The sequence below is a fragment of the Rhodanobacter sp. KK11 genome (assembly GCF_033345435.1).
Lineage (GTDB): Bacteria > Pseudomonadota > Gammaproteobacteria > Xanthomonadales > Rhodanobacteraceae > Rhodanobacter.
Window position 1 is genome coordinate 188,625 of sequence record NZ_JAWPMI010000001.1, and the last position, 19,712, is coordinate 208,336.

Annotated in this window: 15 protein-coding genes and 1 riboswitch; of the genes, 5 read left to right on the plus strand and 10 right to left on the minus strand. The window is 67.7% G+C overall.

What is annotated here, in order from left to right; all coding sequences use genetic code 11:
- Positions 1 to 23 precede the first annotated feature (23 nt).
- Positions 24 to 776: a glutathione S-transferase family protein gene (locus R5H19_RS00830; RefSeq protein WP_318157076.1), complete on the minus strand. Its 753-nt coding sequence runs from the start codon at positions 774 to 776 to the stop codon at positions 24 to 26.
- Between the two features lie 227 nt (positions 777 to 1,003).
- Between R5H19_RS00830 and R5H19_RS00835 the strand changes: the two genes are divergently transcribed.
- A complete protein-coding gene (locus R5H19_RS00835; RefSeq protein WP_318157077.1) occupies positions 1,004 to 3,340 on the plus strand; it encodes a DPP IV N-terminal domain-containing protein in 2,337 nt (778 codons plus the stop codon).
- 195 nt (positions 3,341 to 3,535) lie between these two features.
- Here the strand turns inward: R5H19_RS00835 and R5H19_RS00840 are convergent, their stop codons facing one another.
- The 6 genes from R5H19_RS00840 to glnK form a co-directional block, all read right to left on the minus strand.
- Positions 3,536 to 5,404, minus strand: coding sequence for a M56 family metallopeptidase (locus R5H19_RS00840; RefSeq protein WP_318157078.1), 1,869 nt, complete (start codon positions 5,402 to 5,404; stop codon positions 3,536 to 3,538).
- A 1-nt stretch (position 5,405) separates the two neighbouring features.
- Positions 5,406 to 5,792 (minus strand): BlaI/MecI/CopY family transcriptional regulator, encoded by a 387-nt coding sequence (locus tag R5H19_RS00845; RefSeq protein ID WP_318157079.1) that lies wholly within the window; start codon positions 5,790 to 5,792, stop codon positions 5,406 to 5,408.
- Between the two features lie 81 nt (positions 5,793 to 5,873).
- Complete coding sequence (locus R5H19_RS00850; RefSeq protein WP_318157080.1) at positions 5,874 to 6,899, minus strand: ribonucleotide-diphosphate reductase subunit beta; 1,026 nt, start codon at positions 6,897 to 6,899, stop codon at positions 5,874 to 5,876.
- 14 nt (positions 6,900 to 6,913) lie between these two features.
- On the minus strand, positions 6,914 to 7,138 hold the full coding sequence (locus R5H19_RS00855; protein WP_318157081.1) for a hypothetical protein: 225 nt from the start codon (positions 7,136 to 7,138) through the stop codon (positions 6,914 to 6,916).
- A 17-nt stretch (positions 7,139 to 7,155) separates the two neighbouring features.
- Positions 7,156 to 9,591 carry a ribonucleoside-diphosphate reductase subunit alpha gene (locus tag R5H19_RS00860; RefSeq protein ID WP_318157082.1) on the minus strand — a complete coding sequence of 812 codons (2,436 nt, stop codon included), beginning with the start codon at positions 9,589 to 9,591 and terminating at the stop codon, positions 7,156 to 7,158.
- 153 nt (positions 9,592 to 9,744) lie between these two features.
- Positions 9,745 to 9,960: riboswitch (cobalamin riboswitch) on the minus strand.
- Between the two features lie 66 nt (positions 9,961 to 10,026).
- Complete coding sequence (gene glnK / locus R5H19_RS00865) at positions 10,027 to 10,365, minus strand: P-II family nitrogen regulator (protein WP_108472059.1); 339 nt, start codon at positions 10,363 to 10,365, stop codon at positions 10,027 to 10,029.
- A 180-nt stretch (positions 10,366 to 10,545) separates the two neighbouring features.
- Here glnK and R5H19_RS00870 point away from each other — a divergent pair, with 180 nt between their 5' ends.
- The 3 genes from R5H19_RS00870 (at position 10,546) to R5H19_RS00880 (ending at position 14,327) form a co-directional block, all read left to right on the plus strand.
- Complete coding sequence (locus R5H19_RS00870; RefSeq protein WP_318158127.1) at positions 10,546 to 10,806, plus strand: accessory factor UbiK family protein; 261 nt, start codon at positions 10,546 to 10,548, stop codon at positions 10,804 to 10,806.
- Positions 10,807 to 10,965: 159 nt separating this feature from the next.
- Complete coding sequence (locus R5H19_RS00875; protein ID WP_318157083.1) at positions 10,966 to 12,459, plus strand: YifB family Mg chelatase-like AAA ATPase; 1,494 nt, start codon at positions 10,966 to 10,968, stop codon at positions 12,457 to 12,459.
- 71 nt (positions 12,460 to 12,530) lie between these two features.
- Positions 12,531 to 14,327, plus strand: coding sequence for a sodium:proton antiporter (locus R5H19_RS00880; RefSeq protein WP_318157084.1), 1,797 nt, complete (start codon positions 12,531 to 12,533; stop codon positions 14,325 to 14,327).
- 90 nt (positions 14,328 to 14,417) lie between these two features.
- On the opposite strand, the gene aceA is transcribed toward R5H19_RS00880, so the two are convergent.
- The gene (gene aceA, locus R5H19_RS00885; protein ID WP_318157085.1) at positions 14,418 to 15,713 is read right to left on the minus strand and encodes an isocitrate lyase; all 1,296 of its coding nucleotides are present in this window, start codon (positions 15,711 to 15,713) and stop codon (positions 14,418 to 14,420) included.
- A 49-nt stretch (positions 15,714 to 15,762) separates the two neighbouring features.
- Positions 15,763 to 17,355, minus strand: a complete 1,593-nt coding sequence (aceB, locus tag R5H19_RS00890; RefSeq protein ID WP_318157086.1) for a malate synthase A — start codon at positions 17,353 to 17,355, stop codon at positions 15,763 to 15,765.
- Positions 17,356 to 17,476: 121 nt separating this feature from the next.
- Between aceB and R5H19_RS00895 the strand changes: the two genes are divergently transcribed.
- Positions 17,477 to 18,511, plus strand: coding sequence for a LysR family transcriptional regulator (locus R5H19_RS00895; protein WP_318157087.1), 1,035 nt, complete (start codon positions 17,477 to 17,479; stop codon positions 18,509 to 18,511).
- Between the two features lie 64 nt (positions 18,512 to 18,575).
- Here the strand turns inward: R5H19_RS00895 and R5H19_RS00900 are convergent, their stop codons facing one another.
- Positions 18,576 to 19,580, minus strand: a complete 1,005-nt coding sequence (locus R5H19_RS00900; RefSeq protein WP_318157088.1) for a polysaccharide deacetylase family protein — start codon at positions 19,578 to 19,580, stop codon at positions 18,576 to 18,578.
- Positions 19,581 to 19,712 lie beyond the last annotated feature (132 nt).

Genomic DNA, 19,712 nt, shown 5'->3' on the forward strand with positions numbered 1-19,712 from the left:
AGGGGAGGGGCATGTCGAGGGAGTTACGACGCGCGCGGCGGCCCGGGGCGCGGCGCACTGGTGCCGAGGGTGTCGCTGGTCAGCGGGGCGCCGGCGCTGAGCAGGGCGCCGCGCTGTTCGGCCAGCGGCAGGCGCAGCATGCAGTCCTCGAAGCGTGCCAGCTTCTGGAATACCGGCAGCGCCTGCACCTGCGCCACCAGCGCGGCCATCAGCGGCCAGCGTTCGGCATCGATCGCGTAGCGCACGAACGAGGCGGTGCGGAAGAAGCTGGCGAGGCTGATGTCGGCGATCGACAACGTGCCGAACACGAAGCCGTCGTCGGGCAGCTGTTTTTCCAGGTAGTCGAGTGCGGCGGGGATCTCCACCTCGCGCGCATGCTGCACCACCGCCTCGTTGGGTGCCTCGCCGAAGATGTGGCGCTTGATCGCCAGTTGGTGGAACAGCCGCCAGATCAGCCCGTCGGCCAGCCGCGTGTCGGCGTATTCCTCCAGCCAGCGGGCGCGGGCACGGTCGGCGATGTCGCGCGGGTAGACCGCCGGCGTGGACTGCCGGTCTTCCAGGTACTGGCAGATCACCGAGGAGTCGCTGAGCACCAGTTCGCCGTCGACCAGCACCGGGATGCGGCGCAGCGGGCTGAGCCGGGTGAATTCGTCGTTGCCGACGAACGGCGCGATCGGGTCGATTTCGTATTCCAGCCCCTTCAGCTCAAGGCACACCAGCACCTTGCGTACGTAAGGCGAGAGGTAGTTGCCGATGACTCTGAGGCGCTGCGACATGACGCGGCTCCGGGGGCACGGTTGGCGCAGCGTGCGATGGCCGGCGTCCGTCCGTCAAGCGCAGGGCGCGGCACTTCCGTGCGGTGGCGCACTGGCGGCTCGAGCGGGTCAATCGGGACCAATGGCAGGGGTGCCATTGGTCATGCCCGCGCTAGCATCGGGTATTCGAGTGAGTCCGCGCCAGGGTCGGCAATCGCAGAAATCCGCTTTCGCAAGGGGAACGCAACATGAGTTTGAAAATCAGCAGTTCACGCGTACTCGGCGCGCTGGTCATGGGCGCCTTGTCGTCCGGCGTCGCGGCGCAGACGCGCACGCTGAGCGCCGACGACTACGCGCGGGCGGAGCGTTTCATGAGCTACAACACCGCGCCGCTGGTCGATCACGCGGTGCAGAAGGTCACCTGGCTGGACGACGGCCATTTCTGGTACGTCGACCACGACGCCGACGGCGACCATTTCGTGCGGATGGACGCGACCAGCGGCAAGACCGCGCCGCTGTTCGACCAGGCGAAGCTGGCCGCCGCGCTGGGCAAGGCCGGCGGCAAGCCGGTCGATGCGAAAAAACTGCCGGTCACCGGCTACGAGGTTCGGCCGGACGGGCGGGTCGACATCGCCGTGCGCAGCAAGCACTACGTGTGCGACCTCGCCGCTGCCGAGGCGAGCTGCGTCGACCGCGCCACGCTGGTGAAGACCGGCAAGGAACCCGGCGCGCTGTCGCCGGACAAGAAGAGCGAGGCGTTCATCCGCGACTGGAACCTGTGGCTGCGCGACGTCGCCAGCGGTCAGGAGACCCAGCTCACCACCGACGGCGTGGAGGACTTCGGCTACGCCACCGACAACGCCGGCTGGAAGCACACCGACAACGCGATCGTGGAGTGGTCGCCGGATTCGAAGAAGATCGCCACCTTCCAGCAGGACCAGCGCAAGACCGGCGAGATGTATCTGGTCAGCACCAACGTCGGCCATCCGAAGCTGGAGAAGTGGAAGTACCCGCTGGTCGGCGACAAGGACGTGACGATGATCGAGCGCGTCATCATCGACGTCGCCGCGAAGAAGGTCACGCGCCTGCAGATGCCGCCGGACCAGCACCGCTCCAGCCTGTGCGACGACGTCAGCTGCGGCCCCGACGGCGGCTGGGACGACGTGAAGTGGGCGGCGGACGGCAAGACGCTGGCTTTCGTTTCCACCTCGCGCGACCACAAGCACGAATGGTTCCGCATCGCCGACGCCAGCACCGGCAAGGTGCGCACGGTGTTCGAGGAAGTCGTGCCGACCTACTACGAGAGCGGCAACGGCGCGGTGAACTGGCGCTACCTGCCCGAGACGAACGAGGCGATCTGGTTCAGCGAGCGCAACAACTGGGGCAACCTGTACCTGTACGACCTGAAGACCGGCAAGCTCAAGCACGCGATCACCACCGGCGAGGGCAACGTCACCGAGGTGCTCAAGGTCGATCCGGCCACACGCACCGTATGGTTCCGCGGCGTCGGCCGCACGGCGGGCGTGAACCCGTACTACCAGCAGTTCTTCAAGGTCAGCCTGGACGGCGGCAAGCCGGTGCTGCTGACGCCGGAAGCGGCCGACCATACCGTCACGCTGTCGCCGGACGGCAAGGCCTTCGTCGATGCGTATTCCACCCCGACCACGCCGCCGGTCACCGTGTTGCGCAGCTCGGATGACGGCCGCAAGCTGGCCAGCGTGGCCACTGCCGACATCTCGCGACTGAAGGCCGCCGGCTGGGTGCCGCCGATCCCGTTCACGGTGAAGGGCCGCGACGGCAAGACCGACCTGTACGGCATGATGTTCAAGCCGTCGAACTTCGATGCGTCGAAGAAGTACCCGATCATCGACTACATCTACCCCGGCCCGCAGACCGGTTCGGTGCGCGGGCGCAGCTTCCTGTCCGCGCACGGCGACAACCAGGCGCTGGCCGAGCTGGGCTTCATCGTGATCGCGCTCGACGGCATGGGCACGCCGTGGCGTTCCAAGGCGTTCCACGACGCCTACTTCGAGCACATCGAGGACAACACGCTGCCCGATCAGGTGCTCGGCATCAAGGAACTCGGCAAGAAATACCCGTGGATCGACCTCGACCGCGTCGGCATCTGGGGCCACTCCGGCGGCGGCAACGCCACCGCGGCGGCGATGTTCCACTACCCGGACTTCTTCAAGGTCGGCTGGGCCGAGAGCGGCAACCACGACAACCGCAACTACGAAGACGACTGGGCCGAGAAGTGGCAGGGCCTGCTGGTCACCGACAAGGACGGCAAGACCAACTACGACGCCCAGGCCAACCAGAACTTCGCGAAGAACCTCAAGGGCCGGCTGATGCTGGTGCACGGCACCATGGACGACAACGTGCCGCCCTACCAGACCCTGCTGGTGGCCGACGCGCTGATCAAGGCGAACAAGGATTTCGACCTGTTGATGATCCCGAACGTCCACCACGGCTACGCCGAGGCCACCCCGTACGCCACCCGCCGGCGCTGGGACTACTTCGTGCAGTACCTGGCCGGCAACACGCCGCCGCACGAGTACCAGCTGAAGGCGTGGCCCTGGCGCTGAGCGTCATGCACGGTTCCCGCTAGAGGCGGCCCGGTAGGACGCCTCAGCCCTGCAGGTGGCGCTGAGCACCGCTTCCGGTCCCTCCCCCTGCGCAGCAGGGGGAGGTCAGGAGGGGGACCCCACCCCAGCCCTCCCCTGCGAGCAGGGGAGGGAGCAAGGCGACGCGTGATTGCAGGGGCAACTGCGAGATTTCGCTCAGCGCAGGGCCGTCGGTTTCGCGACGCCCTTGGCGATCGCTTCGTCCAGCAGCTTGCGGATCTGCTGGCTGGCTTGGCTGGAGGCCTCTTGCTGGCGCTTGCCCAGCGCTTCCTGTTGCGTGCCGAGCGCTTCCTGTTGCTTGCCGAGCTCGGCCTGCTGCCGACCCAGCTCCGCCTGTTGCTGGCTGAGCTTTGCCTGCTGCCGGTCGAGTTCCTGTTCGCTGGCTTCCAGCCTGGCGCGGTTTGCCTGCACTTCAGCGGCGTGGTCGCGCTGGCCGGATGGCGCGGTGAGCATGGCCTGCTGGCTGGCCAGCATGGCGCGCCGGCCCGCCAGTTGTCCCTGCTGCGCACCGAGCATGCCTTGCCGCGCACCCAGGGCTCCCTGTTTGCCGCCGAGTGCACCCTGCTTGCCGCCCAGTTCGCCTTGCTGCCTGGCCAAGGCGTCGACCGGCGCGTAGGCGGCCTTGGCGCGCTGCACGTAGGCGGCGTCGTCGATCAGCCAGGCCTTGTCGCCGCGGCGAAACCACAGCATGGACTTGCCGTTCCGCTGCAGGCGCTTCGCGGCGGCGAGATCGGCATCGCTGCCATTGACGACGGCGGCATCGCCGTCGAGCAGCGCGAAGCCTTCGCTGGCGTCGGTATGGATGGCGATGTTGGCGTAGTGGACGCGCAGACCGCTGGCGTCGTGCGGCGGGGCGGGTGGCAGCGGTGGTGCCGGCGGAGGAGCGGGCGGGGCGGGCGGGGCGGGCGCGGCAGGCAGGGCGGGCACGGCGGGGAGTGGTGCTGCTGGAGGGGCCGGCGGCGGTGGCGGCAGCAGGCTTGCCTGCGTGGAAGCCGGCGTGGCGGGAGTGCCGTTCGCGCCGGCGGTTGTCACGCGATAGGGCAGCACGCCGACGAGGGCGATCACTGCGACGAGCAGCCAGCCGCGCGTGCGTGATGGCGGCTGGTTCACGGTTTGCTGCAGCATGGTCAGTCGCCTCTTGAGGTTGTGGAAGGACGGGGAAGCGCCGGCGAGACCGGCGTGCATCGGCTGCGCCACGCCGAGGCGCAGCAGCAGGCGGCCGTAGTCCTGCGGTGCGGCACGGTCGTGCTGCACGACCTGCGCATCGCAGGCCGATTCGCGGTTGAGTGCGTACTCGCGCATCGCCCAGCGCACCAGCGGATGGAAGCAGAACAGGCACTGCGCAAGCGCCGGCACCCAGGCCAGCCACAGATCGCCACGGCGCAGGTGGGCCAGCTCGTGCGCGAGCGCCATCGCCGCTTCCTCGGCGCTGAGCGCGCGGCCGGCGGGCAGCAGTACGGTGGGTCGCCACAGGCCGGTTACCTGCGGCGAGACGATCGCGTCCGAGACGCGCAGCCGTGGGCAGCGGCGCAAGCCGAGTTGCCGCGCCTGCCGCGCGCACAGCGCTTGCAGCGAAGCATCGCGCAAGACTTGCGATTCGCGCAGCATGCGGCGCGCCTGCCGCCCTTGCCGCAGTGCGATCAGCGCCTGCAACAGCACGACGGCCAGCCACGACAGGGCGACGCCGGTACGCCAGGACGGCGCCGGTGTGGTTGACGCAGCGATCGACGGCAGCACGGCGCCGGCGGTCGCCGTGGTGGCGAAGAACGTCACGGGCGGCGTGACCGGCACGATCGCTTCCAGCGGTGCGTGCGACAGCAGCGGAAGCTCCAGCGGCGCGTGCCACAGCAGGCCGAGCAGCAGTTGCGCGCCGACCAGCCACCACAGCATGCAGCGCATCGCCGCGGACAGGCGCGGCCACAGACGGCCGGCCAGGTAGACGGCGCCGATCAGCACGGCGGCCTGGATGGACGTCCAGACCAGTCGCGTCAGCAGGATGTCGGAAAAATGGTTGAGCGCGTCCATCTCACGACTCCTTGCGCCGTGATTGCAGCTGGCTTACCAGCGCCTCGAGCTCGGCCAGTTCGGTGTCGGAAACTTCGGCACGCTCGGACATCCAGGCCACGAACGGCGAGACCGAGCCGCTCAGCGTCTTCTCGACGAAACTGCCCACCGCGCTGCGCATCGCCTCGCCCGGGCCCGTGGCGGTGCTGTAGCGGAACACGCCCTTCGATTGGCGGCGCTTGAGATAGCCCTTGCCGCGCAGGCGTTCCATCATGGTCAGCACGGTGGAGCGGGCCAGCCCGCGCGGCTCGCCGAAGCTCACCGCCACCTCGCCGACCGAGGCGGCGCCGACTTCGTCGATGTGTTGCAGCAGCGCCAGTTCCTGGTCGCCGATGGAGGGTTTGCGCATGACGGACGATCGCGTGACTACAGGTGTAGTCAAGCTACGCCGTGACTACACCTGTAGTCAATAGGCCGCCCGGCACATCGCTCAGAACGCCATGTCGAACGCCACCTCGCCCTGCACGCCGACCTGGTAGGCCGAGACGCGGCGTTCGAAGAAGTTGGCCAGTTCCTGCACGTCCTGCAGGTCCATGAAGTCGAACGGGTTCTTCGCGCCGTACTTTTTCGGCAGCTCGAGCTGGGCCAGGCGCTGGTCGGCGCAGTATTCGAGGTACTGGCGCATGTCCTTCACCGACATGCCGGCGACGCCGCCGGACAGCACGTCTTCGGCGAACTGGGTCTCGCAGGCGATCGCGTCCTCCACCATCTCCTCGACCTGCGCGCGCATGGCATCGTCGAACAGCTCGGGTTCCTGCGCGCGCACGGTGCGCACCACCTCGAACGCGAACGCCATGTGTCCGCTCTCGTCGCGGAACACCCAGTTGGTGCCGGCGGCGAGCCCATGCAGCAGGCCGCGCGATCGCAGGTAGTAGACATAGGCGAAGGCGGCGTAGAAGAACAGCCCCTCGATGCAGGCGGCGAAGCAGATCAGGTTGAGCAGGAACTGGCGGCGGTGCTCGCGCGTTTCCAGCCGGCGCAGGTCCTGGATCGAGTCGATCCATTTGAAGCAGAACGCGCCCTTCTGGCGGATCGACGGGATCGTCTCGATCGCGGCGAACGCGGCGCTGCGCTCGGTCGGATCGGGAATGTAGGTGTCCAGCAGGGTGAGGTAGAACTGCACGTGCAGCGCTTCCTCGTACAGCTGGCGCGACAGGAACATGCGCGCCTCCGGTGCATTGACGTGCTGGTACAGGTTCAGCACCAGGTTGTTCGACACGATGGTGTCGCCGGTGGCGAAGAACGCCACCAGGCGCCGGATCAGGTGGCGGTCGGCGGCGGACATCTTGGTGTCGAGGTCGCGCGTGTCCATCGAGAAATCCACCTCCTCGACGGTCCAGGTGTTCTTGATCGCGTTGCGGTACATCTCGTAGAAGCCCGGGTAGCGCATCGGGCGCAGGGTGAGTTCGAAGCCCGGGTCGAGGATGTGGGCGTTGCGGACGGGTTGGGCGGACATGGGGTTCCTTCGATTCAAAGCTTGCGCGCATAGGCGTCATGCACGAAGCGGCTGACATAGGTGGCGAGGCCCAGGCCGGCTTGCGCGAGTTTCTGCATGTTCGCGACATGCGCGCGGCCAGTGACCTCGTCGGTGTATTCGTAAGTTTCGCCATTGACGAAGCGGATGCGGATGAAGCCGTCACCGCATTCGTACGCGGCGACGCCGGAGTTGCCATCGAGATTCCGGTAGCGCTTCATCGCGACACCTCATGGCGTCATTGGCAGGCCTCGCAATACTCCGGGTTCTCCAGTGAACAAACCACCGCGGCGGTCGCATGGGCCTGGTCGGACGGCGCCGACACCGTGGTCTTGGCGATCTTCGTCGCCGGACGCGAGCGCAGGTAATACGTGGTCTTGATGCCGGATTTCCACGCGTACATGTACATCGAGCTCAACTGGCCGATGTTCGGGTTTTCCATGAACAGGTTCAGCGACTGGCTCTGGTCGATCCAGGCGCCGCGCGCGGCGGCCAGGTCGATCAGCGACTTCTGCGGCAGTTCCCACACGGTGCGGTAGATCTGGCGCAGGCGTTCGGGGATCGCCGCGATACCCTGGATCGAACCTTCCGCCAGCTTGATCGCGTCGCGGATTTCGGACGTCCACAGTCCCAGCGTTTTCAGTTCGTCGGCCAGATGGCGATTCACCTGCAGGAAGTCGCCGGACAGCGTCTCACGCTTGAACAGGTTCGATATCTGTGGCTCGATGCATTCGTAGCAGCCGGCGATCGAGGCGATGGTGGCGGTGGGTGCGATCGCGATCAGCAGGGAGTTGCGCAAGCCATGTTGCTTGATGCGTTCGCGCAAGGCGTTCCAGCGTGCGCCGTCGTGCGGCGCGGCGCTGGGCCAATGATCGAACTGCAGCTCGCCGTTCGCGGCGCGGCTTTCGGCGAAGCCTGGGTGCGCGCCTTCCGCCTCGGCCAGCTCGCATGACTGCGACAAGGCGTTGAAGTAGATCTCCTCGGCGATGCGCGTGGACAGCGCCAGCGCCTCGGCCGAGTCGAACGGCAGCCGCAGCTTGAAGAACACGTCCTGCAGGCCCATCACGCCGAGTCCGACCGGGCGCCACTTCATGTTGGCGGTGCGCGCCGTGTCGATCGGGTAGTAGTTGAGGTCGATCACCCGGTCGAGCTGGCGCACCGCGGTACGCACGGTCGAGGCCAATTGCTGAAAGTCGAATGCGTCGTCGACGACATGTCGCGCCAGGTTTACCGAGCCAAGGTTGCACACGGCCGTTTCGCTCGCCGAGCTCACTTCCAGGATCTCGGTGCACAGGTTGGACAGATGGATCACGTTCTCGGGATTGGCCGTCTGGTTGGAGGTGGCGTTGCAGCGGTCCTTGAACGTCATCCAGCCGTTGCCGGTCTGCGCCAGCGTGCGCATCATGCGCGCGTACAAGTCGCGCGCCTTCACCGTCTTCACGGCCAAGCCGTCGGCTTCGGCCTGGCGATAGGCGGTGTCGAACGTGTCGCCCCAGCTGTCGACGAAGTGCGGCACCATCTTCGGATCGAACAGCGACCACTCGTCGTCGTCCTCGACCCGACGCATGAATTCGTCGGGAATCCAGTTCGCGATATTGAGATTGTGCGCGCGACGCGCGTCGTCGCCGGTGTTGTCGCGCAGCTCGAGGAAGTCCTCGATGTCGGCGTGCCACGATTCCAGGTAGACGCATGCCGCGCCCTTGCGTTTTCCGCCCTGGTTCACCGCGGCGACCGACGCGTCCAGCGTCTTCAGCCACGGCACCAGGCCGTTGGAATGGCCGTTGGTGCCGCGGATCAGCGAGCCGCGCGAACGCACCCGCGAATACGCCAGGCCGATGCCGCCGGCGAACTTGCTGAGCTTGGCCACGTCGGCGTACTTGTCGTAGATCGACTCCAGCGAATCGGTCGGCGAGTCGAGCAGGTAGCACGAGCTCAGTTGTTCGTGCGCGGTGCCGGCGTTGAACAGGGTGGGCGAGCTGGCGAGGTATTCCAGTGACGACAGCAACCGGTAGAGTTCCAGCGTCTCGCCGATCTCGTTGCCGCCCAGGGCGCAGGCGATGCGCATGAAGAAGTGCTGCGGCGTCTCGAGCACCAGCCGCCGTTGCGGGTGGCGCAGCAGGTAGCGGTCGTACACCGTGCGCAGGCCGAAGTACTCGAAGCGGCGGGTGGCCAGCGGGTCGATCGCGTCGTTGAGCTTGCGCGCGTTGGCGGCGACGAAATCGCGCAGGCGATCGTTGAGGATACCCAGCTCCGCGCTGCGTGCGATCGACTGCGAAAAGCTCTGGATTTCCTGGCCGCTGACTTCCTTGTCGATGTACGCGCCGAGCAGGCGCGCGGCCAGCTGGCCGTATTCGGGTTCCTCCGCGGTCAGCGCGGCGGCGGTGCGGATGGAAAGCTGGTCCAGCTCGGCGGTGGTAGCTGCGTCGTAGAGGCCGCCGATGGTCTTCAGCGCCACCCGCAGCGGGTCGACGCCGTGCAGGCCCTCGGCGTTGCGCGCCACGGCGCGCACGATCTTGTTGACGTCGACGGCTTCCCGGCCGCCGTTGCGCTTGGTCACGTGCATGGAGGCCGCGCTGTGCGGAGAGGTCAGCGCGAACGCGCTGTCGGCGGACGGGCTTGGGGATTCGATGCGCGCGTCGGCACGCTCGCGTTCGGCGGTATCGGGGGCTTGCATGGCAGGTGGCTCCGGCGAAGGACATCAAACGCCTGCTCCCGCGCGCAGGGCCTGATAGCGACGGAGTCCAGGAGCGGCGCGCAAGCGGACGCCATGCGGCGACCAGCTCCACGACGCACTTCCCCGCGGAAGCCGCCACTACGCACCGGGGCACGTTCGCCCCGATGTGCCGGCAGGTCTTCGGACTTGCGGACGAGGATCAGCGCGATCCGCCTACTTGCTCCCGCTTCCCAGCCACGGAGGGCCAGTGCATGTGGGGGCTTTCGTTTCCGCTTTACCGCTGCGGGGCAGTTCCGGAGTTACACCGGATTCCCTTTTAAGCCCGACCGATGTCGCATCGGGTCGGGCACCGACGCACACAACATATCGGGTGACCGGGGAAGGGTCAACCCAACAGATTGTGTGCAGATCGTTTCGTGGGCGGACAGCGGCGGGTTAAAGTGCGTCGTGATCCAGCTCGCCGGTGCGGATGCGGATCACCTGCTCCAGCGTGCTGACGAAGATCTTGCCGTCGCCGATCTTGCCGGTGCGCGCGGAGGCCTGGATCGCCTCGATCACGCGGTCGAGCTGGTCGTCGGCCACCGCCACTTCCAGCTTGATCTTGGGCAGGAAGTCGACCACGTATTCGGCACCGCGGTACAGCTCGGTGTGACCTTTCTGGCGCCCGAAACCCTTCACTTCGGTGACCGTGATGCCTTGCACACCGACCTCGGCCAGCGCCTCGCGCACGTCGTCCAGCTTGAACGGCTTGATGATCGCCACGACCAGCTTCATGGGTGGTTCCTTGCAAAGTATCGGTTGGGCTGAGGCCACATTCTGCCTGTGCGACGGGGCATTGTCGCGCCGGGAGTGGCGCGTGTAGGACAATCCCTACAGTTTTTGACGGAGCATACCGATGGCGCGCCCAATTTCCGTTCACCTAGTATCTACCTCGACGAGTTCGAGGCGCTATCCATGATGGATAGGCAGGATATCGACAAGATTGCCCTGCGACTTGTGTCGTTGGTACCGCCAGGGGTGGCACAGGCGCATCAGGATTTGCGGACCAACTTCCAGGATGTTCTGGTGCAAGGACTGCGCCGCCTCGACCTGGTCACCCGTGAAGAATTCGACGTCCAGTCCCAGGTGCTGGCGCGCACACGCGCCAAGGTCGACGAATTGGAGCGACGCGTGGCCGAATTGGAGGCCACGCTGGCTGCCCGCGCGGGTCAGTGACTACCGCCTCCCGGGAGCCGCCTCCGATCCGTCACCCTCACCCCGAGAACGATCGGAGGCGGTTATTTATCCAGTGCCGCTGATGGAGCGTTCGATGCCGATGCCTGTTTTCGTCGGTGCTCCGTCCGCCGTTCGCCGCCTGACGTCGCTGGCGGTCGCATGAGTCTTGCCGTCACCCTCAGTCGTGCCCAGGAAGGTGTCGCCGCGCCGCAGGTGATGGTCGAGGTGCATCTTTCCGGCGGCTTGCCGAGCACCAGTATCGTCGGTCTGCCCGAAGCCGCGGTGCGCGAGGCGCGCGACCGTGTGCGCGTGGCGATCCAGAACACCGCGTTCGAGTACCCCGGCCGTCGCGTCACGGTGAACCTGGCGCCGGCCGAGCTGCCCAAGGACGGCGGTCGTTTCGACCTGCCGATCGCGCTGGGCATCCTTGCTGCCAGCGGCCAGGTGCCGCGCGAAAAGCTGGACGACTGCGAATTCCTCGGCGAACTGGCGCTGACCGGCATGCTGCGCAGCGTCTCCGGTGTGTTGCCGGCGCTGCTGCGCGCACGGGCGCGCGGGCGCCGGGTGGTGGTGCCGCGCGAGAACGCCGCCGAAGCGGCACTGGTGCCGGATGTGGACGTGCGGGTGGCCGACACGCTGGCCGAAGTGTGCGGCTGGCTGCGTGGCGCGCACGAACTGTCGATGCCGGTGGGCATTCCCGGTAACGGCGGTGCCGAAGATGGTCCCGACCTGGCCGACGTGCGCGGCCAGCTGCAGGCTCGGCGCGCGCTGGAGATCACTGCGGTCGGCGGCCACCATCTGCTGCTGGTCGGGCCGCCGGGCACCGGCAAGACCATGCTGGCCGAGCGCCTGCCCGGCATCCTGCCGCCGCTGTCGGAGTCGGAGGCACTGGAAACCTGCGCCGTGCTGTCGGTGGCCGGGCAGGTCGCCGATCCGAAGCATTGGCGGCGGCGCCCGTTTCGTGCCCCGCACCACACCGCGTCGGCAGTGGCGCTGGTCGGCGGCGGTTCGTATCCGCGCCCGGGCGAGATCTCGCTGGCGCACAACGGCGTGCTGTTCCTGGACGAGTTGCCGGAGTTCAGTCGGCACGTGCTGGAAGTACTGCGCGAGCCGATGGAATCGGGACACATCGTAATCTCGCGGGCAGCGCGGCAGTCGGCGTTTCCCGCCCAGTTCCAGTTGGTCGCGGCGATGAATCCCTGCCCTTGCGGTTACGCCGGCGACCCGCGGTGCCAATGCACGCCGGACCAGATCCAGCGCTATCGTGCACGCATCTCCGGGCCACTGCTCGACCGTATCGACCTGTGCGTGGAAGTGCCGCCGGTACCGCTGGCCGAACTGGGCACGCCGCGCAACGAGCGCGACGAGGATTCCGCCACGGTACGCGCACGCGTGCTCAAGGCGCGGCGGCAATCGCTGATGCGCGCGGGCCGGCCGAACGCCGAGATCAGCACGCGCGAACTGGAGCGCGACTGCGCGCTGGGGCCGGCCGAGCGGCGCTGGTTCGAATCGGCGCTGGAGCGGCTGGGCCTGTCCGCCCGCGCCTACCACCGCGTACTGCGGGTGGCCCGTACCATCGCCGATCTCGATGGCGGTGCGGCCCTGCTCGAGCGCGAACACCTGGCCGAGGCGCTGCAATACCGGCGCTTCTGAATTTCGCCTGCCGACTGGACGTCGCCGCCGGTGCATGCTTCGATAGCGGCCTGATCTTCCCAAGGACTGCGATGACGATCGAGCTGGGCCTGATGCTCGCCGGCATGCTGATGATCGGCTTCCTGGCGCAGTGGCTGGCCTGGCGGGTGAAGCTGCCGGCCATCCTGTTCCTGTTGCTGGCCGGCATCGTGCTAGGGCCGGTCAGTGGCGTACTCGAGCCGGACAGGCTGCTCGGCGGGCTGTTGTTCCCGGGCGTGTCGCTGGCGGTGGCGCTGATCCTGTTCGAGGGCAGCCTGACCCTGCGTTTCCACGAACTGCCGGGGATCGGCAAAGCGGTGCGCGGGCTGGTCAGCTACGGCGCGATCGCTTCGTTGCTGTTGCTGGCGCTGGCTGCGCATCTCGTTGCCGGGCTGGCCTGGCCGATCGCGCTGCTGTTCGGCGCACTGGCCTGCGTGACCGGGCCGACGGTGATCGCGCCGATGCTGCGCACGCTGCGCCCGAACGCGCGCATCGCCAACACGCTGCGCTGGGAAGGCATCGTGATCGACCCGCTGGGCGCGCTGTTCGCGGTGCTGATCTACGAAGCGATCGTGTCGCGCGAGGAAGGCCACACCATCGGCGTGTTCATCGCCACCATCGGCTGCGGCGTGATCATCGGCGCCTTGTCCGCCTGGCTGATGGCGTTCTTCCTGCGCCGCCAGCTGATCCCCGAGTACCTGCAGAACTACGCGGTGCTGGCAGCGGTGCTGATGGCCTTCAGCATCTCCAACACGCTGACCCACGAGTCGGGCCTGCTGGCGGTGACGATCATGGGCATCGCGCTGGGCAACCTGCGCGGCGTGCACATCGACGACATCCTCGACTTCAAGGAGAGCCTCACCACGGTGCTGGTGTCGCTGCTGTTCATTCTGCTGGCGGCGCGGCTGCACTGGCCGCTGCCGGACGGCATGCTGGGCGCCGGCATCGCGCTGTTCGTGATCGCGCAGCTGCTGGTGCGCCCGCTGACCGTGGCGCTGTCGAGTTTCGGCAGCGGCCTGAACTGGCGCGAGCGCGCACTGATCGGCTGGGTGGCGCCGCGCGGCATCGTGGCGGCGTCGGTCTCCGCGCTGTTCGCGTTGCGCCTGGATCAGCTTGGCGTGGCCGGCGCCGAGGCGCTGGTGCCGCTGGTGTTCACCCTGATCATCGGCACGGTGATCCTGCAGAGCGCCACCGCACGACCGCTGGCGATCTGGTTGAAGGTGGCCGAGCCGGAGCCGCGCGGCGTGCTGGTCTTCGGCTCGGACCCGGTGGCCCGCGCGATCGGCAAGTCGCTGCACGACGCTGGTTTCCGCGTGGTGCTGGCCGACGACGACTGGGACGGCATCCGGCTGGCGCGGATGGAGGGGTTGGCCACGTTCTTCGGCAACCCGGCCTCGCCGCATGCCGAGCGCCACCTCGACCTCACCGGCATCGGCCGGCTGCTGGCGGTGTCCACCCATCGCGAGCGCAACTCGCTGGCCTGCGTGCATTACCGGCAGGAGTTCGGGCGCCAGAAGGTGTACCGGTTGCGCAACCTCACGCCGCAGGAGAACACCGACCGCGCGGCGCTGGCCGGCAGCCTGCTGGCGCCGCCGCTGTTCGACGAGACGATGACCCACGGCCGCTTCGCCGAGATGATGGAGCAGGGCTGGCGGATCAAGTCGACGAAGTTGACCAGCACGTTCGATTGGCCGCACTTCATCGAGCAGTACGGATCGAACACGCTGCTGATGTTCGGCGTGGAGGAAAAAGGCACGTTGCGGGTGGCGTCGGCCAAGCGCGAGCTGGAGCCGAAGCCAGGCTGGACAGTGATCGCGCTGGTGCCGCCATCGGAGCCCCGCCCCGAATGACGAACCCGCAGGAGCCCGCTCACGGGCGATGCTCTTGGATGCAGCAAAGGCATCGCCCGTGAGCGGGCTCCTGCGGGTTTTCGACGGGTGTCACGCCGCCGAGGCCTGCTTGAACTGTGCTTCCTCGGTGGAGCCCTTCAGCGCGGTGGTCGAGGACTGGCCCTGCTGGATCGCCTGGGTCACCTGGTCGAAGTAACCGGTGCCGACTTCGCGCTGGTGCTTCACCGCGGTGAAGCCGCGTTCGGCGGCGGCGAATTCCCTTTCCTGCAGTTCCACGAAGGCGCTCATCTGGCGGCGCGCGTAGCCGTGCGCCAGGTCGAACATGCCGTAGTTGAGGCTGTGGAAGCCGGCCAGGGTGATGAACTGGAACTTGTAGCCCATCGCGCCCAGTTCCTTCTGGAAGTTGGCGATGGTGGCGTCGTCCAGGTTCTTCTTCCAGTTGAAGCTGGGCGAGCAGTTGTAGGCCAGCAGCTTGCCGGGGAATTTCGCGTGGATCGCTTCGGCGAAGCGGCGCGCGTCATCCAGGTTCGGCTTGCTGGTCTCGCACCAGATCAGGTCGGCGTACGGCGCGTAGGCAAGGCCGCGGCTGATCGCCTGGTCCAGGCCCGGCCTGACGCGGAAGAAGCCCTCGACGGTGCGCTCGCCGGTGATGAACGGCCTGTCGTTGGGGTCGATGTCGGAGGTGAGCAAGTCGGCGGCGTCGGCGTCGGTGCGCGCCACCAGCAGGGTCGGCACGCCGGCGACGTCGGCGGCCAGTCGCGCGGCGTTGAGCTTGTCCACCGCCTCGCGGGTCGGCACCAGCACCTTGCCGCCCATGTGGCCGCACTTCTTCACCGAGGCCAGCTGATCCTCGAAATGCACGCCGGCGGCGCCGGCCTCGATCATCGCCTTCATCAGCTCGAACGCGTTCAGCACACCGCCGAAACCGGCCTCGGCGTCGGCCACGATCGGCACCAGCCAGTCGCAGTCGTCCTTGCCCTCGGCGTGGTGCAGTTGGTCGGCGCGCAGCAGGGTGTTGTTGATCCGCTTGACCACCAGCGGCACCGAGTTGGCGGGGTACAACGACTGGTCGGGATACATCTCGCCGGCCACGTTGGCGTCGGCGGCGACCTGCCAGCCGGAGAGGTAGATCGCCTGCAGGCCGGCCTTCACCTGCTGCATCGCCTGGTTGCCGGTGAGCGCGCCCAGCGCATTGACGAAGTCCTCGCTGTGCAGCGACTTCCACAGCCGTTCGGCGCCGCGGCGCGCCAGCGAGTGCTCCACCGCGACGGTGCCGCGCAGGCGCACTACGTCCTCGGCGGCGTAGTTGCGCTTCACGCCGGTCCAGCGCGGGTTGTTGTTCCAGTCCAGGGTGATCTGTTCGGTGGTGGGCAGAGTGGTCTTCATGGTGCGGCTCCGTTGGTTTTGAGCCCCTGTTGGGAAAGGGGTGGTGTCGTCAAAGCTGGTCGTAGGCGGGCAGGGTGAGGAAGTCGCCGAGCGTGCTGGCGTGGGTCATGGCCGAGAGCAGCGCGGCGGCATCATCGGCGCGGGCGGCGCCGGGATGCCGGCTGTCGCGCAGGCGATGGACGTGGGCGGCGAGGGCGTGATCGAACAGGGCGAAGTCGATCGGCGCGTGGTCGGGAAATTCGAGGTGCCCGTGATGCAGCCACTGCCACAGCTGCGCACGGGCGATCTCGGCGGTGGCGGCATCCTCCATCAGGTGGTGGATCGGCACGCAGCCCAGGCCGTCCAGCCAGGCGGCGGTGTAGCGCAGACACACCTCGACGTTGTTGTCGAAGCCCGCGCGGGTGATCGTGCCGACCGGCGCAGCGAGCAGCTGTTCGCGCGTCACGCGCACGTCCTCGCGCAGCACGTCGAGCTGGTTCGGCGCCGGCATGTACTGGTCGAAGATGGCCTGCGCCACCGGCACCAGCGCCGGATGCGCCACCCAGGTGCCGTCGTGGCCGGCCTTGACCTCGCGCAGCTTGTCGGCGCGCACCTTGGCCAGCGCCGCCTCGTTCGCTGCCTCGTCGCCCTTGATCGGGATCTGCGCGGCCATGCCGCCCATCGCGAACGCGCCGCGGCGGTGGCAGGTCTGGATCAGCAATTCCGAATAGGCCTTCAGGAACGGCGCGGTCATCTGCACCTGGCCGCGTTCCGGCAGCAGGCGGTCGCGGTGCCCGCGCAGGGTCTTCAGGTACGAGAAGATGTAGTCCCAGCGGCCGCAGTTGAGGCCGGCCGCGCGGCGGCGCAGCGCGTGCAGGATCTCGTGCATCTGGAACGCGGCCGGCAGCGTCTCGATCAGCACGGTCGCCTTCATCGTGCCGAGCGGCAGCTGCAGTTCCTCCTCGGCCGCCGCCATCACCGCGTCCCACAGCGCGGCTTCTTCCATCGCCTCGAGTTTCGGCAGGTAGAAGTACGGACCGCGGTCGCGCGCATGCAGCGCGCGGGCGTTGTGGAACGCGAACAGGCCGAAGTCGACCAGCGCGCCGGCCACCGGCTCGCCGTCCACGCTGAAGAAGCGGTCGTGCAGGTGCCAGCCGCGCGGGCGCACCACCAGCACGGCCGGGTTGTCGTCGACGCGGTACTCCCTACCGTCGGGCGAGGTGAACGCGATCGTGCCGTCCACCGCGTCGCGCAGGTTGAGTTGGCCGTCGAGCTGATTGGCGAAGGTGGGCGAGGAGGAATCCTCGAAGTCGGCCATGAACACCTTGGCGCCGGAGTTCAGCGCGTTGATGATCATCTTGCGCTCGACCGGGCCGGTGATCTCCACGCGGCGGTCCTGCAGCGCGGCCGGGATCGACGCCACGCGCCAGTCGCCGTCGCGGATCGCCGCGGTGTCGGCGCGGAAGTCCGGCAGGTCGCCGGCGTCGTAACCAGCCTGACGCTCGTGCCGGGCCTGCAGCAGCCGCCGCCGGGTGGCCTCGAAGCGGCGGTGGAGCCGGGCCAGGAAGGCCAGCGCCGCGGGGGTCAGGATGCCTGCGTGACCGGTGGGGTCGGCGTGTATCTCGACGCCCCCGGTGTCGAGTCGTTCCTGCGGGACTGCCATGGATTTGCTCCGTGTCTGGGTGACTCGAAGCTAGGCAGGAATCATCTGTTTGACAAAGCAAATGTTTCAATCATTACTATTATCATGATTAATATATGACTCAACACATTGAACGATCTCGATGAAAAGGTCTGCTGAAACGCCGGACAAAGCCAAAAAATCGCACCGCAGTGCAGCAAAAAAGCGCACCGGCGGCGAGCCGGCCGACGCGGGGCGCTTCTACTACAAGGGCAACCGCTACAAGCAACTGCGCGCCTTCGTCAGCGTGGTGAAGCTGGGCACGCTGACCCGCGCCGCCGAGGCGCTGTACCTGTCGCAGCCCACCATCAGCCTGCAACTGCAGGCACTGGAGCGGGAACTCGGAGTGAGCCTGCTCGAGCGCCGCCGGCGGCGCATCAACCTCACCGACGCGGGCGAGGCACTGTATGAGCTGGCGCGACCGCTGGTCGAGGGCTGGGACACTCTGGACCGCGACTTCCAGGCTCGTGTGAAGGGGCTGCAGGGCGGTCGGCTGACCATCGCCGCCGGCACCTCGACCATCCAGTACCTGCTGCCCGACCTGGTGCGCCGCTACCGCGAACGCTTTCCCGCGGTGCAATTGCAACTGGCCAACGTCACCGGCAAGGACGGCCTGGCCCTGCTGCGCGCCGACGAGGCGGATTTCGCGGTCGGCTCGATGCTGGACGTGCCCAACGACATCGCCTGGGCGCCGGTACAGCACTACGACCCGATGCTGATCCTGCCGCCGGACCATCCGCTGGCGGCGAAGGAGAAAATCACCTTGGAGGACATCGCGCCGTACGGCCTGATCCTGCCGCCGCAGCGGCTGTCCACCTATCGCCTGGTCGACCTGGTGTTCCAGCAGCGGCAGGTGCCGTACCACGTGGCGATCGAGGTGGGCGGCTGGGACGTGATCAAGGAATACGTGGCGATGGGCCTGGGCATCTCCATCGTCACCGGCATCTGCATCACCGCGGCCGACCGTGCGCGGCTGGCGGTGCGCAACATGAAGCAGTACTTCCCGCAGCGCAGCTACGGCGTGGTGATGCGCAAGGGCAAGTTCCTCAGCGCCGAGGCGCGTGCCTTCGTCGACCTGATCCGGCCCGGCCTGCTGACCCATCGCGACTACGACGAGCCAGGGCACTCGGGGCGCTGAGCTGCATCGCGGGGCCATCGATCGTGGCTGGCCGTCGTGCCGCGCTGCCGCTTGCGGGCGGGGGCTACTCCGAGTCCGTGGGCACGCCGGCCAGGTCGATCACCCATTTCGGCGAAGTTGGCTCGCCGCTGTAGAACTTCCACGACCTGCCTGCGGCGATCGCCCAGCGATGGATCCAGCTGGTGCCGAGTGCGCCGGTGAATTCGTCCGCGCGCCGATAGGCGGGATCGCGCAAGGCTTCGTCGAGGCTGACGAAGCGGTAGCCGCGTGCGCGCAGGCCAGCGACGAAATCGGGGTAGGTGTCGGCATTGAGCGCGTTGGCGTGCAGCAGCATCACCTGCGGCAAGGCATAGCCCAGCAGCCTGATCGAGCGGTGCTCGAAGTAGTTCACCCTGCGCAGCAGGTAGGGCACGTATTGCGCACGCAGCTTCGCCTGGGTGGCGGCATCGCCGCTGTCCAGCGCCCTGGCGTAGGCGGCGGCCCAGATCCAGTCGGAGCTGGTGACCGTGACCGGCGCGATGCGGTAGCCGTGCGTGGCGAGAAAGACGTCCATCGCCGCCTTGTCTTCCAGTGTGTGCCCGGTGCGCAGGTAGGGGTGACGGAACCATTGCGGTTCATGGCCGCGCCTGGCCAGCAGCGGGCGCAGCACGCGGTCGCAGGCGAGGATGTCGTCCGCGTAGGCCTGCACGCCGACGGCGTGCAGGTCGGCATGGGTGGCGGTGTGGTTGCCCAGTTCCAGTCCGGCATCGAGCCAGGCGTCGAGCATCGCCGTGCGGTCCGCTTGCGGCTGGCCGCCGACCAGCAGACGCGCGGAGTTGACGAAACCGACGGCAGGGGTCCCCGCTCCCTCGATGGCCTGCAGCAGGCGCGCGTACTCGGCCGTGATGCGCGGCGGCACCGTACCCTGCGCGGGCCGCGGCGTGGTCGGGTCGAGGCTGGCCCAGGGCAGGTCGTCGAAGGTGATCGCGATGCGCCGGTCGTGGGATGCGGTGGTTGCCTGCGCCGCCACGGGCGCCGCCGCCGACAGGCAGATGAGCGCAATGCAGGCAAGCTGCAGCAGTCTCTTCATGTGCTCCCCTGCGGCGGCAGCGCGATGGAAGGTTTTCGGAAGTGCACGCCAGCCATCGCCGGCGCGCGCCTTGACCGAAGCGATCCGGTCGGGCACCGGCCGCACGGCACGAGTCGAACAGGGTCGGATCCA

Bases quoted from the DNA above. Each gene is read 5' to 3' on its own strand.
- R5H19_RS00830 (WP_318157076.1), bottom strand. From the start codon at position 776: ATGTCGCAGCGCCTCAGAGTCATCGGCAACTACCTCTCGCCTTACGTA.
- R5H19_RS00835 (WP_318157077.1), top strand. From the start codon at position 1,004: ATGAGTTTGAAAATCAGCAGTTCACGCGTACTCGGCGCGCTGGTCATG.
- R5H19_RS00840 (WP_318157078.1), bottom strand. From the start codon at position 5,404: ATGGACGCGCTCAACCATTTTTCCGACATCCTGCTGACGCGACTGGTC.
- R5H19_RS00845 (WP_318157079.1), bottom strand. From the start codon at position 5,792: ATGCGCAAACCCTCCATCGGCGACCAGGAACTGGCGCTGCTGCAACAC.
- R5H19_RS00850 (WP_318157080.1), bottom strand. From the start codon at position 6,899: ATGTCCGCCCAACCCGTCCGCAACGCCCACATCCTCGACCCGGGCTTC.
- R5H19_RS00855 (WP_318157081.1), bottom strand. From the start codon at position 7,138: ATGAAGCGCTACCGGAATCTCGATGGCAACTCCGGCGTCGCCGCGTAC.
- R5H19_RS00860 (WP_318157082.1), bottom strand. From the start codon at position 9,591: ATGCAAGCCCCCGATACCGCCGAACGCGAGCGTGCCGACGCGCGCATC.
- glnK (WP_108472059.1), bottom strand. From the start codon at position 10,365: ATGAAGCTGGTCGTGGCGATCATCAAGCCGTTCAAGCTGGACGACGTG.
- R5H19_RS00870 (WP_318158127.1), top strand. From the start codon at position 10,546: ATGATGGATAGGCAGGATATCGACAAGATTGCCCTGCGACTTGTGTCG.
- R5H19_RS00875 (WP_318157083.1), top strand. From the start codon at position 10,966: ATGAGTCTTGCCGTCACCCTCAGTCGTGCCCAGGAAGGTGTCGCCGCG.
- R5H19_RS00880 (WP_318157084.1), top strand. From the start codon at position 12,531: ATGACGATCGAGCTGGGCCTGATGCTCGCCGGCATGCTGATGATCGGC.
- aceA (WP_318157085.1), bottom strand. From the start codon at position 15,713: ATGAAGACCACTCTGCCCACCACCGAACAGATCACCCTGGACTGGAAC.
- aceB (WP_318157086.1), bottom strand. From the start codon at position 17,355: ATGGCAGTCCCGCAGGAACGACTCGACACCGGGGGCGTCGAGATACAC.
- R5H19_RS00895 (WP_318157087.1), top strand. From the start codon at position 17,477: ATGAAAAGGTCTGCTGAAACGCCGGACAAAGCCAAAAAATCGCACCGC.
- R5H19_RS00900 (WP_318157088.1), bottom strand. From the start codon at position 19,580: ATGAAGAGACTGCTGCAGCTTGCCTGCATTGCGCTCATCTGCCTGTCG.